General features: G+C 73.6%; 15 protein-coding genes. 9 read left to right on the forward strand and 6 right to left on the reverse strand.

What is annotated here, in order from left to right:
- The first annotated feature begins 119 nt into the window (after positions 1 to 119).
- The 4 genes from ACZ7EC_RS07390 (at position 120) to ACZ7EC_RS07405 (ending at position 4,508) form a co-directional block, all read left to right on the forward strand.
- A complete protein-coding gene (locus ACZ7EC_RS07390; protein ID WP_471059764.1) occupies positions 120 to 668 on the forward strand; it encodes a toxin in 549 nt (182 codons plus the stop codon).
- Positions 665 to 1,801: a DUF6545 domain-containing protein gene (locus ACZ7EC_RS07395; RefSeq protein WP_471059083.1), complete on the forward strand. Its 1,137-nt coding sequence runs from the start codon at positions 665 to 667 to the stop codon at positions 1,799 to 1,801. Before ACZ7EC_RS07390 ends, ACZ7EC_RS07395 begins: the two co-directional genes overlap by 4 nt.
- Positions 1,802 to 1,816: 15 nt before the next feature.
- Positions 1,817 to 2,992, forward strand: coding sequence for an MAB_1171c family putative transporter (locus ACZ7EC_RS07400; RefSeq protein ID WP_471059085.1), 1,176 nt, complete (start codon positions 1,817 to 1,819; stop codon positions 2,990 to 2,992).
- 109 nt (positions 2,993 to 3,101) lie between these two features.
- Entirely contained in the window at positions 3,102 to 4,508 is a 1,407-nt protein-coding gene (locus tag ACZ7EC_RS07405; RefSeq protein WP_471059087.1) for an NAD(P)/FAD-dependent oxidoreductase, read from the forward strand.
- On the opposite strand, the gene ACZ7EC_RS07410 is transcribed toward ACZ7EC_RS07405, so the two are convergent.
- Together ACZ7EC_RS07410 and ACZ7EC_RS07415 are read right to left on the reverse strand one after the other, a co-directional pair.
- Positions 4,492 to 4,938, reverse strand: a complete 447-nt coding sequence (locus ACZ7EC_RS07410; RefSeq protein ID WP_471059089.1) for a nuclear transport factor 2 family protein — start codon at positions 4,936 to 4,938, stop codon at positions 4,492 to 4,494. The two genes, ACZ7EC_RS07405 and ACZ7EC_RS07410, sit on opposite strands and share 17 nt — an antisense overlap.
- 41 nt (positions 4,939 to 4,979) lie before the next feature.
- The gene (locus tag ACZ7EC_RS07415; RefSeq protein WP_471059091.1) at positions 4,980 to 5,633 is read right to left on the reverse strand and encodes a TetR family transcriptional regulator; all 654 of its coding nucleotides are present in this window, start codon (positions 5,631 to 5,633) and stop codon (positions 4,980 to 4,982) included.
- A 220-nt stretch (positions 5,634 to 5,853) separates the two neighbouring features.
- On the opposite strand from ACZ7EC_RS07415, the gene ACZ7EC_RS07420 reads away from it, so the two are divergent.
- From ACZ7EC_RS07420 to ACZ7EC_RS07435, 4 genes are all read left to right on the forward strand, one after another.
- Positions 5,854 to 7,290 carry a glycosyltransferase family 4 protein gene (locus ACZ7EC_RS07420; RefSeq protein ID WP_471059093.1) on the forward strand — a complete coding sequence of 479 codons (1,437 nt, stop codon included), beginning with the start codon at positions 5,854 to 5,856 and terminating at the stop codon, positions 7,288 to 7,290.
- A complete protein-coding gene (locus tag ACZ7EC_RS07425) occupies positions 7,284 to 8,030 on the forward strand; it encodes a class I SAM-dependent methyltransferase (protein WP_471059095.1) in 747 nt (248 codons plus the stop codon). The genes ACZ7EC_RS07420 and ACZ7EC_RS07425 overlap by 7 nt, the downstream gene beginning before the upstream one ends.
- Complete coding sequence (locus ACZ7EC_RS07430) at positions 8,027 to 9,094, forward strand: prenyltransferase/squalene oxidase repeat-containing protein (RefSeq protein WP_471059097.1); 1,068 nt, start codon at positions 8,027 to 8,029, stop codon at positions 9,092 to 9,094. The genes ACZ7EC_RS07425 and ACZ7EC_RS07430 overlap by 4 nt, the downstream gene beginning before the upstream one ends.
- 109 nt (positions 9,095 to 9,203) lie before the next feature.
- Positions 9,204 to 9,791: a hypothetical protein gene (locus tag ACZ7EC_RS07435; RefSeq protein WP_471059099.1), complete on the forward strand. Its 588-nt coding sequence runs from the start codon at positions 9,204 to 9,206 to the stop codon at positions 9,789 to 9,791.
- A gap of 131 nt (positions 9,792 to 9,922) precedes the next feature.
- Here ACZ7EC_RS07435 and ACZ7EC_RS07440 read toward each other — a convergent pair whose 3' ends face one another.
- From ACZ7EC_RS07440 to ACZ7EC_RS07455, 4 genes are all read right to left on the reverse strand, one after another.
- Positions 9,923 to 10,681, reverse strand: a complete 759-nt coding sequence (locus tag ACZ7EC_RS07440; protein WP_471059101.1) for a hypothetical protein — start codon at positions 10,679 to 10,681, stop codon at positions 9,923 to 9,925.
- A gap of 115 nt (positions 10,682 to 10,796) precedes the next feature.
- Entirely contained in the window at positions 10,797 to 11,699 is a 903-nt protein-coding gene (locus tag ACZ7EC_RS07445) for an N-acetylmuramoyl-L-alanine amidase (RefSeq protein ID WP_471059102.1), read from the reverse strand.
- A 22-nt stretch (positions 11,700 to 11,721) separates the two neighbouring features.
- Positions 11,722 to 12,375, reverse strand: a complete 654-nt coding sequence (locus tag ACZ7EC_RS07450) for a class I SAM-dependent methyltransferase (RefSeq protein WP_471059766.1) — start codon at positions 12,373 to 12,375, stop codon at positions 11,722 to 11,724.
- 88 nt (positions 12,376 to 12,463) lie between these two features.
- Positions 12,464 to 14,206, reverse strand: a complete 1,743-nt coding sequence (locus ACZ7EC_RS07455) for an MFS transporter (protein ID WP_471059104.1) — start codon at positions 14,204 to 14,206, stop codon at positions 12,464 to 12,466.
- Between the two features lie 221 nt (positions 14,207 to 14,427).
- Here ACZ7EC_RS07455 and ACZ7EC_RS07460 point away from each other — a divergent pair, with 221 nt between their 5' ends.
- Positions 14,428 to 15,858, forward strand: a complete 1,431-nt coding sequence (locus ACZ7EC_RS07460; RefSeq protein WP_471059106.1) for an MFS transporter — start codon at positions 14,428 to 14,430, stop codon at positions 15,856 to 15,858.
- Positions 15,859 to 16,179: the final 321 nt, after the last annotated feature.

Here is a 16,179-nt window from a genome sequence, read left to right on the forward strand (position 1 = left end):
CCCGTTGGCGAAGTACATCGCATTTGTGCCGACCGGGCCGGACGGGTGAAGCTGGCCCGAGCGGCCCGGAGTTGGCATATTGCGGTCAGACGTGACCGCTCGCAGCCTCCGGGGGAATGGTGCGGACAACCAGGAAGATGCGCCGGTTCGCCAACGAGCTGATCGACCCCCTGCGCGTGCCGATCCCCGCCGACCCCGGCGATCTGCTGGACGCCCTGGTGGAGTCCGCGATCCGCTGGCGCGGTCGTCCCATCGTCGTCCACCAGGCGAACTTCCCGCCGCAGACCGCCGCGACCGGGCTGTGGATCGAGCGCGGCGGCCGCGACGACATCGTCATCGAGGCCGACGCCCCGCCCTGGATGAAGCTCGTGATCCTGGGCCACGAGCTGTGGCACATGGCCGACGACGACCCCGCCCACCGCGCCGCGCACACCGAGGGCGCCCCCGCGCCCGCCGGCCCCGACGCGGCGGTGGCGACCGCCGCCCGCACCCGCTTCCTGGAGGCCGCGGAGCAGCGCGCGGACCTGTTCGGCATGCTGATCGGGGACCGGCTGCGGCCCTGGCTGAAAGCGTCCCCCGACTCCGTGTACGCGGCACACACCTCCGGCCACGACGACCTCGCCGGACGCATCGGCGCGGCCCTCAACTACCGCGGTGCCAGAAGGTGAGCGACCTGATCAACTACGCCAGCTGCGGACTGCTGTGGCTCGGCCTGCTGGCGAAGGCGCCCGATCTGGCGCGCCGCTGGCGGGACCCGTTCCTGCTCACCCTCAGCGGTGTGCTGGCCCTGGCCTCGCTGTGCTTCCTGCTCGGCGCCCCCGGCACGGTCGGGTACGTCAACGGCGCCAGCGGCGTGCCCAACCTGGCCGCCCCGCTGACGTACGGCACCGTCACCGCGTACGGCGCCGCCTCCCTCGCGCTCGTCCTGCGCTGGCGCGGCGGCCCCGGCACCGGCCGCGCGATCCGCCGCTGGACCCTCGGCTACACCGCCGTACTCGCGGGCATCGCCGCCCTGTTCCTGCTCGGCGACGCGAGCGTGGAACGCCGTACGGACTTCGACACGTACTACGCCACCACGCCGTACATCGCCGAGATGATCGTCCTGTACCTCGGCGCGCACCTGACCGCCGTCTTCGTCACCGCGTGCCGGTCCCTGTCCTGGGCCCGGCAGTTGCGCGGCTCGCTGCGCGCGGGCCTGGTGCTGATGGGCGTCGGCAACCTCGTCGGCGGTGGCTACAGCGCCGCCAAACTCGTCGCGGTCGCCGCCCGTTGGTGCGGCCGGGACTGGTCCGCGCTCGGTACGACGTTCCCGGCAGCCTGCGCCGGGCTCGGGGCCGCGGTCACCGTCGTCGGCATCGTCATCCCGCTGTTCGCCCCCTTCCTGGCCCTGCGGGCGCGCTGCTGGCGGGCGTACGCGCGCCTCGGCCCGCTGGAGCGGACGCTGACCGGGCTGCTCACCCGCGAGAGCCTGCGCGCGCCGCGCCCGCTGTGGCCCTCCGCGACCCGCTGGCTGACCTGGCGGCAGAGCTCCATCTACAACGGGCTGCACCATCTGGGGCGCCACCTCGACGCGGGGCTGTTCCGGCAGACGTACGCCGACCGGTCGCGGGGCGGCGCGGACCCGCAGCAGGCGGAGGCCGCCGCGTGGGCCGCGGCCATCGCCGCCGCCGTCCGGGCGCTGCACGAGGAACGGGCGGACGCGGTGGTACCGCTCGCCGGCCGGCCCGATCTCCCGGCGCTGCTGCGCATCTCCGACGCCCTCGCCGAGGGCACCGGCGACCGCGCCCTGGCCGTCTGCTGAAGGGGCCGCCGCACCATGAGCCTGATCGTGTACACGGTGGCGAGCCTGTTCACCGCGACCGCCCTGCTGATCTTCCGCCGCCCCCGGCTCGCCCTGCGGGACCCGCTGACCGCCTCCACCTGCGCGTCCATCTTCCTCGGCGGGCTCTGCTTCTTCTGCTCCGCCCCCGTCACCCTGGGCGCGGTCAACCATCTCACCCGCGTCCCCAACTTCGGTGCCCCGATGACCTACAGCGTCATCTCCGCCTACAGCGCCTCCCTGCTGATCCTGCTGATCAACTGGCGCGGCGGCCCCGCCGAACGGGTACGGCGCCAGGTGGTGCGGGTCGCCACCGTGTACAGCCTGGTGATCATCGCCGTCATCACGCTGTTCGCGCTCGCCCACGCACCCGTCGAACGGCTGCGGGACCTCGACACCTACTACGCGAACACGCCGTACATGCGCGAGATGATCGCGCTCTATCTCCTCGGGCACGGCGCCTGCGCGGTGATCACCATCTATGTGTGCCTGCGCTGGTCCCGTGAGGTGACCGGCATCCTGCGGACGGGGCTGCGGCTCATCATGGCCGGCCTGGCCGTGGACGTGCTCGGCTTCGAGTGCGCCAAGTCGGCCGCGGTGGCGGCCCGTTGGGCGGGCGGTGATCTGGACCGGCTGTCCACCGGCGTGGCCCCGCGCGCCGCCGCGCTGGGCGCTCTGCTGTGCGCGGCGGGCTTCGTGCTGCCCCGGCTGCTGCCCGCGACCCTCGCCCAGTGGCACAGCATCTGGGACTACCGGGCGCTCGGCCCCCTGTGGGCGGAGCTGCGGAACGTGCCGACCGCGCCCAAACCCGCGCCTCCGCGCTGGCAGTTGCCGCGCGGCCGGCTGTACTACCGCGAGCTGCGCATCCTCGACGCGCTGCTCGCCCTCCAGTCCCGCTGCGACGGCCGGGTGCGCGAGACGGCGTACCGGCAGGCCCGCGGCCAGGGCAGCCCACCGGGCGAGGCGCACTTCATCGCGGCGGCCGCCATGGTCGTGGACGCCGCCCGCCAGGCAGGACGGCCCCGGCCCCCTCAGGACCCGGAGCCGGGCTCACGGCTGCACACCGCGCTGTTCTCCGACACCGGCGAACTGGTGCGGCTGGCGCGGGCGTTGGCCGGGTCGCCGGTGGTCAGGGCGGCGCGGGAGGGCGCGGCACGCACCGCCCGGAGCTGAGGGAACGCACCCGAGGCGCGCGCCGCCCCGAGCCGGCGCGCGCCCGGACGTCCCCGCGCACGTGTCACCGGACGTCCCGCCGGACGTCCCAGCAGAGGAATGGGGAATCGTGAACGCACGAAAAGCCGTTGTCATCGGGGCCGGACCGGCCGGACTGCTCGCCGCCGCGGCGCTCGCGCCCGCCGTGTCCGAGGTCGTCGTACTCGACCACGACGAGCTGCCCGAGGGGCCCGGACACCGCAAGGGCGTACCCCAGTCCCGGCACGCCCATCTGCTGATGCCCGGCGGCCTCGCCGTGATGGAGGAGCTGCTGCCGGGGGCGGACCTGCGGGGGCGGCTGGTGGCGGCCGGGGCCGGACAGACGGCGCTCAGCTCGGACCTGCTGACCCTCTCCCCGGTCGGCTGGTTCCGGCGCTGGCGGCACCGCACCTACGTCACCATGACCGCGAGCAGACCGCTGCTGGAGTGGGGCGTGCGCCGGGCGGTGCTGGACACGTACCCCAACGTCACGGTGTGCCGCGGCCGGGTGAGCGGGCTGCGCGGCAGTGCCCGGCGGGTGACCGGCGTACGGCTGGCCGCGGCCGACGGCGGCCCCCCGGCGGACCTGGACGCCGACTGGGTGGTGGACGCGAGCGGCCGGGGCACCCGGCTGCTGCCCTGGCTCGACGTCCTCGGCGTGCACGGGATCCCCGAGCGGCACGTCGACAGCGGCCTCGCCAACGCCACCCGCGTCTACCGCACCCCGCCCGGCGCCCCCGACTGGCCGATGACCCTGGTGCAGGCCGACCCCTGGAGCGGGCGGCCCGGACGCAGCGGCATGATCGTGCCGATCGAGGACGGCCAGTGGATGGTGAGCCTCGGCGGGATGCGGGGCAGCGAGCCCCCGAAGGACCCGGACGCCTTCGTCGCGTACGCGCTGGACCTGCCGAGCCCCCTGGTGGGCCGGCTGATCGAGGCCGCCGAGCCGCTCGGCCCGGTGCACGTCAGCCGCAGCACCAGCAACTCCCGCCGGTACCTGGAGAAGGCGCGCCTGTGGCCGGAGCGGCTGGTCGCGATCGGGGACGCGGCGGCCACCTTCAACCCGATCTACGGGCAGGGCATGTCGGCCGCCGCGTTCGGCGCCCGCGTCCTCGCGCGGGCGGTGCGGGACAACGGCATCGAGGCGCCGGGTCTGGCCCGGCGGGTGCAGCGGGCGGTGGCCCGCGCGGCACAGGGGCCGTGGACGGCGGCGGTCGGCACCGATGTCCTGTATCCGGGGGTGGAGGGCGGCCGCGCCACGCCCGCGGACCGGCTGGCCGCCGCCTACTCCCGGCGGCTGAACCGCGCGGCCACCGGCTCCTACGCCGCGGCCGCCGCCCTCTGGGACGTCACCACGCTCGGTACCCCGCCCAGCCGCCTCTTCCGCCCCGACGCCCTCCTGCACGCCCTCACCGGGCCGCCGCTGCCCGCCCTCGCGGGCCCGCCGCTGACCCCCGCCGAGCGGGACTTCCTGGCCGGGCTCAAACCCTGGGCGTAGGCCCGCCGAAGGGCAGGTGGAGCACTCGGGAGGTGAACAGCCAGCGCCCGCCGACGCGGCGGAACCGGTCCTCGTAGTGCCCCACCTGGACCGGCGGCCCGGCGGGCACCAGGCCGCCGGTGTGGCCGTCGACGCGGTGGGTGGAGAAGTACGACACCGCCGTCGCCGTCTCCGCGGAGGCCACCGTGACCAGGACGTTGGACATCAGCCGGCGGGAGAGCCGCTCGGCGGGCCGGGCGCCGAAGTACTCCCCGAGCGCGGCCCGGCCCCGCACCGCCCGCCCGTCTCCCGGCGGGGGCCACTCCCAGCTGCCGTCCTCGGTGAACAGCTCGGCCACCGTGGCCGGTTCACCGAGGTCGAGGCGGTGGACGAACTCCAGGATCAGGCGCTCACACGCGCGCTCGGCGAGCAGCCGCTGCACAGGGTCCATGACCCTGTCTAGCAGCCCGAGGACCCGTGCCGGCAAGGGAATTACCGGGGCCGCAGCCCTTCGGTCCCGGTCGCGGCCGCCCCGCCGGGGCGCGGCAGGTCGATCAGGCGGCAGGCGGTCTCGATGTCGACCTTCACCTGGGCGATCGAGGCCCGGCCGGAGAGCCAGGTGACGAGGGCCGAGTGCCAGGTGTGCTCGATGACCCGGACGGCGGAGAGCTGCTCGGGGGTCGGGTCGTCGTCCAGGTCCATCGCGTCCAGGATGATCGCCGTGGTCAGCCGGGAGACCTGGTCCACCTCGGGGCTGACGCTGCGGTCCGCGAAGGTCAGCGCGCGGACCATCGCGTCGGCCAGGTACGGCTCGCGCTGGAGCGCCCGGAAGGCCCGCATCAGGGTCTCGGCGACCCGTTCGGCGGCGGTGTCCCCGGCGGGCGGCCGGCGGCGCAGGGTGCCGTGCATCCGCTCCAACTGGTCCTGCATGGTGGCCACCAGCAGGTGCACCTTGGACGGGAAGTAGCGGTACAGCGTGCCCAGGGCCACTCGGGAGGACTCGGCCACCTCGCGCATCTGCACCGCGTCGAAGCCGCCCCGCCCCGCCAGCCGCGCGCTCGCCTGGAGGATCCGGCGGCGGCGGGCCTCCTGACGCTCCGTGAGGGGCGGCGGGGGAGTGCGCGACGTACTGGCTTCCGCAGGCATGGGTCCCCGTTCCGTGACAATCGGTGAGGGCGTCGGCAGGGCATGTGATCGCCACGGCGCGGCGGGGCCGCGCCGTGGCGCGAATCACCTGATCCACTGCTCACAGCACCCCTACCTGCCGGTAGATTCAGAGGCTCTCGAACGATCAAGTCTGAAACTTGTTCTAGATTAGCGTCCCGTCGTAGTCTCGCGGGACAGTGCAGGCAGAAGGGGGCACAGAGTGACCGCCGAGGCCCGGCAAGCGGGTGCCCGTGAGGACTTCGCCGCCGACGGGGAGCGACCGCTCGACATCGCGCTCCTCACCTACAAAGGGAACCCGTTCTGCGGCGGCCAGGGCGTCTACGTACGGCACCTCTCACGCGAACTGGCCCGCCTCGGACACCGCGTCGAGGTCATCGGCTCCCAGCCCTACCCCGTGCTCGACGAGGGCTACCCCGCGCTCACCCTGACCGAGCTGCCGAGCCTCGACCTCTACCGCCAGCCCGACCCCTTCCGCACCCCCGGCCGCGACGAGTACCGGGACTGGATCGACGCCCTCGAAGTGGGCACGATGTGGACCGGCGGCTTCCCCGAGCCGCTCACCTTCTCGCTGCGCGCCCGCCGGATGCTGCGGGCCCGGCGCGGCGACTTCGACGTCGTGCACGACAACCAGACCCTCGGCTACGGCCTCCTCGGCGACATCGGCGCGCCCCTGGTCACCACCATCCACCACCCCATCACCGTGGACCGGCAGCTGGAACTGGACGCGGCCGACGGCTGGCAGCGCCGGTACTCGGTGCGCCGCTGGTACGCCTTCACCCGCATGCAGAAGCGGGTCGCGCGCCGACTGCCCTCGGTGCTCACCGTCTCCGGCACCTCCCGGCAGGAGATCGTGGACCACCTCGGGGTGCGGCAGGACCGTATCCACGTGGTGCACATCGGCGCCGACACCGACCTGTTCGCGCCGGATCCCGCGGTGCCCGAGGTGCCGGGGCGGATCGTCACCACCTCCAGCGCCGATGTGCCGCTCAAGGGGCTGGTGTTCCTCGTGGAGGCGCTGGCCAAGGTGCGCACCGAGCACCCGGCCGCGCACCTCGTCGTCGTCGGCAAGCGCCCCGCGGAGGGGCCGGTCGCCCAGGCGATCGAACGGTACGGCCTGGACGGCGCCGTCGAGTTCGTCAAGGGCATCTCGGACGCCGAACTGGTCGACCTGATCCGTTCCGCCGAGGTCGCCTGCGTGCCCTCGCTGTACGAGGGGTTCTCGCTGCCCGCCGCGGAGGCCATGGCCACCGGGACGCCGCTGCTCGCCACGACCGGCGGCGCCATCCCCGAGGTCGCGGGCCGCGACGGCGAGACCTGCCTCGCGGTGCCGCCCGGCGACGCGGGGGCGCTGGCCGCCGGGCTCGGCCGGCTGCTGGGCGACGCCGGGCTGCGCGCCCGGCTCGGCGCGGCGGGCCGCGAGCGGGTCCTGGCCAACTTCACCTGGGCCCGCGCGGCGCAGGGCACGGTGGCGCGGTACCGGGAGGCCATCGCCCGCTCCTCGGGCGCCTTGACCGCGGCCCCCCGCCGCCCGGCGCCCCAGACTCCCGGCCGTCCCGCGGCCGCTTCCGCCGCCGCCGTTTCCACGGCCTCCCCGAGTGACACCAGCGTCTATCCCGAAAGCAGGGCCACGTGCTGACCGTCGACTTCTCCCGGTTCCCCATCGCTCCGGGAGACCGCGTCCTGGACCTCGGCTGCGGAGCCGGCCGGCACGCGTTCGAGTGTTACCGGCGCGGCGCCCGAGTCGTGGCCCTCGACCAGAACGCGGAGGAGATCCGCGAGGTCGCCACGTGGTTCGCGGCGATGAAGGAGGCCGGCGAGGCCCCCGAGGGCGCCACCGCGACCGCGCTGGAGGGCGACGCGCTGGCGCTGCCCTTCCCGGACGACTCCTTCGACGTGGTGATCATCTCCGAGGTGATGGAGCACATCCCCGACGACAAGGGTGTCCTCGCCGAGATGGTGCGCGTGCTGCGCCCCGGCGGCCGGATCGCGATCACCGTGCCCCGCTACGGCCCGGAGAAGGTCTGCTGGGCGCTGTCCGACGCCTACCACGAGGTCGAGGGCGGCCACATCCGCATCTACAAGGCGGACGAACTGGTGGCCAAGGTCCGCGGGGCCGGCCTGAAGCCGTACGGCAGCCACCACGCGCACGCCCTGCACGCCCCCTACTGGTGGCTGAAGTGCGCCTTCGGCGTCGACAACGACAAGGCGCTGCCGGTGCGCGCGTACCACAAGCTCCTGGTCTGGGACATCATGAAGAAGCCGCTGGCCACCCGGCTCGCCGAGCGCACGCTCAACCCCGTGATGGGCAAGAGCTTCGTGGTCTACGCGACCAAGCCCCACCTGCCCCGGCTCGCCGAGGAGGCGGCCGCCCAGTGACCACCCCCCGGACAGAACACCTCGTCCTGCCCGGAGTCCTCACCGCGGAGCAGGCCGCCGCGACCGTACGCGGCATCCTCGCCGTGCAGCGGGAGGACGGCGCGATCCCGTGGTTCCGGGGCCACCACCTGGACCCGTGGGACCACACCGAGGCCGCGATGGCCCTGGACGCGGCCGGTGAGCACGAGGCCGCCGAGCGTGCCTACCTGTGGCTCGCCCGGCACCAGAACGAGGACGGCTCCTGGTACGCGGCCTACGCGGACGGCGCCCACGACGAGGTCACCGACCGCGCCCGCGAGTCCAACTTCGTGGCGTACACGGCCGTCGGCGTCTGGCACCACTACCTGTCCACGGGCGACGACACGTTCCTGGACCGCATGTGGCCCTGCGTCTACGCGGCCGTGGAGTGGGTGCTCGGCCTCCAGCAGCCCGGCGGGCAGATCGGCTGGCGGCGCGAGGACGACGGGACGCCCACCGCGGACGCCCTGCTCACCGGCAGCTCCTCCATCCACCACGCGCTGCGCTGCGCGCTCGCCATCGCCGAGCAGCGCGAAGAGGCCCAGCCGGACTGGGAGTTGGCGGCCGGTGCGCTGCGGCACGCGATCCGCAGGCACCCGGAGCGGTTCCTGGACAAGGACCGCTACTCGATGGACTGGTACTACCCGGTCCTCGGCGGCGCCCTGACCGGCGCGGAGGCCGGGGCGCGGATAGCCGCGTCCTGGGACCGGTTCGTCGTGCCGGGCCTCGGGGTGCGCTGCGTCGTGCCCAATCCCTGGGTGACCGGCGGCGAGTCCTGCGAACTGGCGCTCGCGCTGTGGGCGGTGGGGGAGTCGGACCGGGCCCTGGAGATCCTGAAGTCCGTCCAGCACCTGCGGGACGCCGAGTCCGGCCTCTACTGGACGGGCTACGTCTTCGACGACGACGCGATCTGGCCGCGCGAACTGACCACCTGGACCGCCGGGTCCCTGCTGCTGGCGGTCGCCGCGCTCGGCGGACACGAGGCCACCTGCGCGGTCTTCGGCGGCACGCACCTCCCGGCGGGCCTGGACCCGGACTGCTGCTGAGCCGACCCGGCGCGTTCCCCGGCGTGTCCCCCGAGTGGCGTAACCACGGAGGCGGAGTAACGGTGGAGGAGGAAGCTCCCCACTCGGAAAGACACGTCGGGAGGACCTCGTGCCTGTACCGATACGGCGTCTGTGCGTGGCGCTGACCCTGTGCTGCGCCCTGGTGGCCGGTGCGACGGCCTGCGGAAACAGCAACGCCGGCGCCCGCCACGACCCCAAGGCGAACGTCACCGCCGCGGCCCTGGACCAGCCCGCGGCCGCGCCAAGCCCCACCACCTCCGCCGAGAAACAGCGGTTCGCGAAGACCAGGTTCGTGGCGAACGCGGGCCTCGCGGCCGGTGCCACCTACGAGTGGATCTACAAGCCGTGGAAGGCGGGCAAGTTCAAGAAGGGCGCCCACGGGCGCAGGCTGGCCCTGGTGAAGGCCGGTGTCGCCGGTCTGTTCACCTACAACCGGCTGAAGGCCGCCGAGCGCAACGCCAAGGGCGACCCGCTGCTCTCCAAGGCCCTCGCGCCGCTGAGCAAGAGCATCGACAACCTGAAGGACCTGCCGGCCAAGCTGCGTCACGGTGACACCGGCGCGGCGGGCGACTTCACCAACGTCATCGACCACGTGAAGGACGCGGGGAAGAGTGCGGGTGCCCCGGTCCAGAACAAGGTGCCGTCGGCGGCTCAGCTCCGCAACGGCGGCCAGTGAACACCCCGAACCTACCGTGTACGGCGCCCTCCTGACGTGACGTCAGGCAGCAGACCGGAGGCAGCTGTACGGCAACGGCCCCCCGCCCGGAAGGGCGGGGGGCCATTGCCTGGTGGTGCGTGGGGTGCTGTTCAGCCGCGCTGGATGCCCGAGGTGTCCTGGAGCACGCCGCGACGACCGTCCTGGGTCTGCGCGACCAGCGCGGCACCGCGCTGCTCGACCGCCAAGTACCAGGTACCCGGCGCCAGTTCGGCGATCGGGGTGGGCGAGCCGTCCTCCGCGAACAGCGGACGGGTCACCGGCACCGCGAACCAGAACGGCGAGAAGTCCGCCGGAGCGGCCTGCTGCGGCGCGGCACCCTGCGCGGGCGCCGGCTGCTGCTGGCCGTACGGCTGGCCCTGCTGCGGCTGGGCGCCGTACGGCTGCTGCGGGGCGCCGGGATAGCCGTAACCGGCGGGCGGCTGGGCGCCGTAGGGCGACGGGGCGACCGGCTTGGGGGCCGGGAGCAGCGCGCCCTGGAGCGCCGGGACGAGCGGGGTGGCGACGGCCGCGCCGGCGAGGACCAGCGCGGCGATGAACCCGAGCACGAGCCCGGCACCCGCGCTGATGTGGTCCGGCACGTCCACCAGCGTCCAGAACAGGGTCCACGCGGAAAGGATCGTGAAGCCCGTGCCCACCATGCCCAGGTCCAGGCCCAGTACCTTGCGCTGCTGCGGCATGCAGCGGTTGAGCACGATCAGCGCGGCACCGATGACGGCCCCCATGTACGTGCCGAGGCCCGTCCCGAGGTTGTCCCACACACTCTGGCTGTCCGAGTAGCCGGCGGCCGAGTAGGAGTAGAGATCGAGGAACGACGCGATGAACAGCAACACCGCTGCTCCGATCACCACGCCGTCGCCTCTAGTGAGGGAGCGGATGTTCACTTCAGGTCCTTCGTGAGTCGTCTCGTCGTCGGTAGACACTACCGTCCGCAAGATCCGGCTGTCCGGCTGGTCACGACCCCGGTCAGGACTCGCGCAGGAAACTCACGATTCCCTCAGACAACCCCTGCGCGGCCTTCTGCCGCCAGGAGCCGCTGGTCAGCAGCGCCGCGTCGCGGGCGTCGCGCATGTTGCCGCACTCGATGAACACCTTGGGAACCGTTGACAGATTGAGACCGCCGAGGTCGGTGCGGGTGTCGAGCGCGGTGCCGTGCCCGATGTAGTTGGACGGCGGCTCACCGGTGACCCGGCGGAAGTCCGCGGCGACCCGCTCGCCCAGCTCGCGCGAGGGGCCGGTGATCGGCCGGGTGTCGGCGGCGCCCGCGTGCACGGTGCCCGGCAGGATCACATGGAAGCCCCGGTCGCCCGCCGGCGCCCCGTCGGCGTGGATCGAGATGGCCGCGTCCGCGTGCGCCTCGTTGCCGATCCGCGCCCGCTCGTCCACGCACGGCCCCCAGTCCGGGCCCTGTTCGTCATGGGTCAGCCGCACGGTGGCCCCCTGCCGCTCCAGCAACGCCCGCAGCCGGTGCGCCACATCGAGTGTGAACCGCGCCTCCGCGTACCCGTCGTCGGTGGACGTGCCGGTGGTGTCGCACTCCTTGCGGCCGTTGCCGACGTCCACCTGGCGGTTGATCTCGGCCGGGTGCCGGAAGTTGCCGGTGTTGTGCCCCGGATCGACCACGACGACCTTGCCCGCGAGCGGGGCGGCGGCCTTGCCGTCGCCGCGGGGGGAGGCGGCGGACGGCGAGGTGGGCGCGGCCGGTTCCGCCGGGGCCCCGGCATCCGCCGCACCCCCGTCGCCCGCCACCTCGTACACACCCCACCCGATCAGCCCCCCGGCCAGCAGCGCGGCGAGCGTGACGACAAGCGGCCCCCGCCGGGAACGACGCCGCTGCGGGGGTTCGGACTGCTGACCGGTGTAGGACACGCCAGCGACTCTAACCGGGACCTCAGATCCCCGCCCCCGTGCGCCGCAGCACCCGCAGCGAACCGGCGACCGCCACCTCGGTGAACGCTCCGGAGCCGAGGGCGCGCAGGTACACCCGGTAGGGGGCCTGGCCGGTGAACTCGTCCTCGGGCTCCGGGAAGACGTCGTGGATGACGAGCAGCCCGCCCTCGGCGATGTGCGGGGCCCAGCCCTCGTAGTCGGCGTTCGCGTGCTCGTCGGTGTGGCCGCCGTCGATGAACACGAACCCCAGGGGGCTGCCCCACACGGCCGCGACCTGCGGCGACCGCCCGACCAGCGCGATCACGTGCTCCTCGAGACCCGCCCGGAACAGCGTGCGCCGGAAGGCGGGCAGCGTGTCCATCAGGCCGACCTCGGGGTCCACGGTCTCCGGGTCGTGGTAGTCCCAGCCCGGCTGCTGCTCCTCGCTGCCCCGGTGGTGGTCCACGGTCAGCGCGGTCACCCCCGCCGCCCGCGCCGCGTCGGCCACCAGCAGGGTCGACCGACCGCAGTACGTCCCCACCTCCAGCAGGGGCAACCCCAGCGCCCCCGCCTCCACCGCCGCCGCGTAGAGCGCCAGCCCCTCGTCCACGGGCATGAACCCCTTGGCCGCCTCGAACGCGGCGAGAATCTCGGGCTGGGGGGCGAGGACCGGCATGGGCGCCCTTTCGGTCGTACGGCAGCGTGCGCGCCCCATGCTGCCGTACACCTCTTCGACAGGGGTCACGGGGGCGCCCCCCGAGGCGCTACAGGCTCACCGTCTCACCCGGCAGGGCGAGGTCCATCTCGACCGACTCCTGACCGGAGTGCGTCGCTGCCGAAGCGAGCGGCCCGTGCCCGAACGCCCGCGCGGCGAGGACGTACGCCCCCTGCGCCGGCACCACCAGCTCGTACCGGCCGTCGTCGTCGGAGACGGCCGCCCCCGCCTGCCGGCCGCGCCGGTCGATCAGCGTCACCTTGGCACGGGCGACCGGAACGCCGCTCGCGTCCAGAACCCGCCCGCGGAATCCGCGCAGTACTTCCTCTGCCGCCTCCAGCACGGCGTCGTCCTCCTCGCTGCCGGCCAGCGGCCGCAGCTGCTGCACCGGGCGGCCCGTCCTCGGCAGGAACAGGGCGAGCACCAGGCCCGCCGCCACCGCCCCCGTCGCGATGAGGAAGGACACCCGGAACCCGTGCATCGTCGGGATCGCCATGCCGCCCACGGTGTGCGCCGTGTTGGCGAGCACCATCCCGATGACGGCGCTCGACACCGACGTGCCGATGGACCGCATCAGCGTGTTGAGCCCGTTCGCCGCGCCCGTCTCCGACGCCGGCACCGCGCCGACGATCAGCGCGGGCAGCGAGGAGTACGCGAGTCCGATGCCCGCGCCGAGGATCACGGACGTGAGGATCGTCTCCCAGGGCGCCTGCATCAGGCCGAGCCCGCCGCCGTAGCCGAGCGCGATGATCAGCAGGCCGATGATGAGCGTGGTCCTGGGGCCGTAGCGGGCGGACAGGCGGGCGTACACCGGCGCGGTGAACATCATGGTCAGGCCCAGCGGCGCCACGCACAGACCGGCGACGACCATCGACTGGCCGAGCCCGTAGCCCGTGGCCCGCGGGAGCTGGAGCAGCTGGGGCAGGACGAGCGAGACGACGTAGAACGCGACGCCGACCATGATCGACGCCAGGTTGGTGAAGAGGACCGCGGGGCGCGCGGTGGTGCGCAGGTCGACCAGCGGCGCCTTGGCGCGCAGCTCGTACAGGCCCCACAGCAGCAGCACGGCGACGGCCGCGGCGAACAGACCGAGGGTGGTCGCCGAGGACCAGCCCCAGTCGCTGCCCTTGGTGATGGGCAGCAGGAGCAGCACCAGACCGGCGGACAGACCGAGCGCGCCGGGCAGGTCGAAGGAGCCCGCCGCGCGCATCGGGGACTCGGGGACGGTCAGCAGGGTGAGGGCGATGGCGAGGACGCCGAGGCCGGCGGCGCCGTAGAACAGCGCGTGCCAGTCCGTGTGCTGGGCGACCAGCGCGGCGGCGGGCAGGGCGAGGCCACCGCCCACGCCTATGGAGGAGCTCATCAGGGCCATGGCGGAGCCGAGGCGTTCGCGCGGCAGCATGTCCCGCATCAGGCCGATGCCGAGGGGGATGGCGCCCATCGCGAAGCCCTGGAGGGTACGGCCGGCGATCATGACGAGCAGCTGGCTGGTGAGCGCGCTGACCAGCGCGCCGATCACCATGACGGCGAGGCTGGCGATCAGCATGCGCCGCTTGCCGTACAGGTCGCCGAGCCGGCCCATGATCGGGGTGGCGACGGCGCCGGACAGCAGGGTCGAGGTGAGTACCCAGTTGGCGTTGCTGGGCGCGGTGTGCAGCAGTTGCGGCAGGTCTTTGATGACCGGCACGAGCAGGGTCTGCATCACCGCGACCACGATGCCCGCGAACGCGAGCACCGGGACGACGGCCCCGCTCGCCTCGCGACGCGGTTCGTCGGTCGTCGTGTGGGTCATTGAGTGCGGCCTCCCGTAAGACATAAGTGCGGGGTAAACCTCGTATGCACGAGCAACTATTCCGTTGCTTCGGGCCTCTAATGATTATTTGACCATCCTATGGGTTTCTGACTTTCCGTCAGGCGCGAACGGGATCGGTACGGGCCGGACGACGTAGTCCGCGCGGGGTAGGACCCCCTGGTCCGAAATGCCGATGCAAGGACCGCAACCGGCCTGAGACCATGACATCCATGCTGGAGACCGCCGACACCCCGCCCCTCATATCCCGACGCACGACGCCCCCGACCTGGCTGGTGGTGGCCCTGGCCTGCGCCGGGCAGTTCCTGGTGGTACTGGACGTCTCCGTGGTGAACGTCGCACTGCCCTCCATGCGCACCGACCTCGGCCTCAGCGCGTCCGGCCTGCAATGGGTGGTGAACGCGTACGCGATCGCCTTCGCCGGGTTCATGCTCCTCGGCGGCCGGGCCGGCGACCTGTACGGCCGCAAGCGGATGTTCCTCGTCGGCCTCGGCCTGTTCACCCTGGCCTCACTGGGCGGCGGCCTCGCCCAGGAGGGCTGGCAACTGCTGCTCGCCCGCGCGGTGCAGGGGCTCGGCGCGGCCGTCCTCGCGCCCTCCACCCTCACCCTGCTGACCGCCGCCGTACCGGAGGGCGCCGCCCGCGCGCGGGCCATCGCCACCTGGGCCGCGGTCGGCGCGGGCGGCGGCGCCGCGGGCGGACTCGTCGGCGGCGTCCTGGTCGACGTGCTGTCCTGGCGGTGGGTGCTGCTGATCAACGTGCCGGTCGGCGCGGTCGTACTGGCCGGCTCGCTGCGCTGGCTGGTGGAGAGCCGTGCCGGGGACGGCCGCCGCCTCGACCTGCCCGGTGCGCTGCTGGTCACCGCCGGTCTGGGCACGCTGGCGTACGGCATCTCGCGCACCGAGGAGAAGGGCTGGACCGCCCCGGCCAGCCTGCTGCCGCTGGCCGCCGGGGTGCTGCTGCTCGCCCTGTTCCTGCTGGTCGAGGCGCGCACACCGGCGCCGCTGATGCCGCTCGGCCTGCTGCGCAGGCGCCCGGTGGCCTCGGCGAACGCGGCAATGCTGCTGTCCGGCTCGGCGATGTTCTGCATGTGGTACTTCATGACGCTGTACGCGCAGAACGTGCTCGGCTACTCCCCGCTGGAGGCGGGCGCCGCGCTGGTGCCCAGCTCGCTGGCCGTGATCATCGGCTCCAAGGTGGCGCCGCGGCTGATGCGCACGGCGGGGCCGCGCGGCGTGGCGGTGGTGGGCACGCTGATCGCCGCGGGCGGGTTCGCCTGGCAGTCCACGATGAGCGCGCACGAGGCGTACGTCACCGCGATCATGTGCCCCGGCATCCTGATGATGCTGGGCGCCGGTCTGGCGATGACCCCGCTGGCGGCCCTCGCGACATCGGGGGCGGCGCACCACGAGGCCGGGGTGGTCTCGGGGCTCATCAACACCTCGCGCACGATGGGCGGTTCGCTCGGCCTCGCGGTGATGTCCACCATCGCCGCCACCGGCATGGGCACCGGCACCGGCCCGCAGGCCCTGACCGACGGCTACGCGCTGGCCTTCCGCGCCTCCACGGCGGTCCTGCTGGGCGGCGCGCTGCTGATGCTGCTCTGGCTGCCGCGCCACCTGCCGCAGAAGTGACCGCGTACGGCGGCCATCCCCACCGCCGATCCCACGACCGCCCCGCCCGCAGGTTCCGGGACCGCCCTGGCCGCCGGTCCCCTGACCGTCTCGTCCGCCGGTCCGGCCGCTACTGCTGTGGCTGGTCCGGCATTGCGGTGGCCGGTCGTGCGGTCACTGCCACGGCCGGTCCGGCCGCCGCTGCCGTGGTCGGTCGCGTCACCACTGCTGCCTCGCAGGCTGCGGGACCGCCCTGGCCGCCGGTCTCCTGACCGGTTCCTCCGCCGGTCCGGCCGCTACTGCCTTGGCCGGTCCGGCACTGCCGCGGCCGGTCCCGCCGCC

The sequence above is a fragment of the Streptomyces sp. NPDC037203 genome, assembly GCF_055605065.1.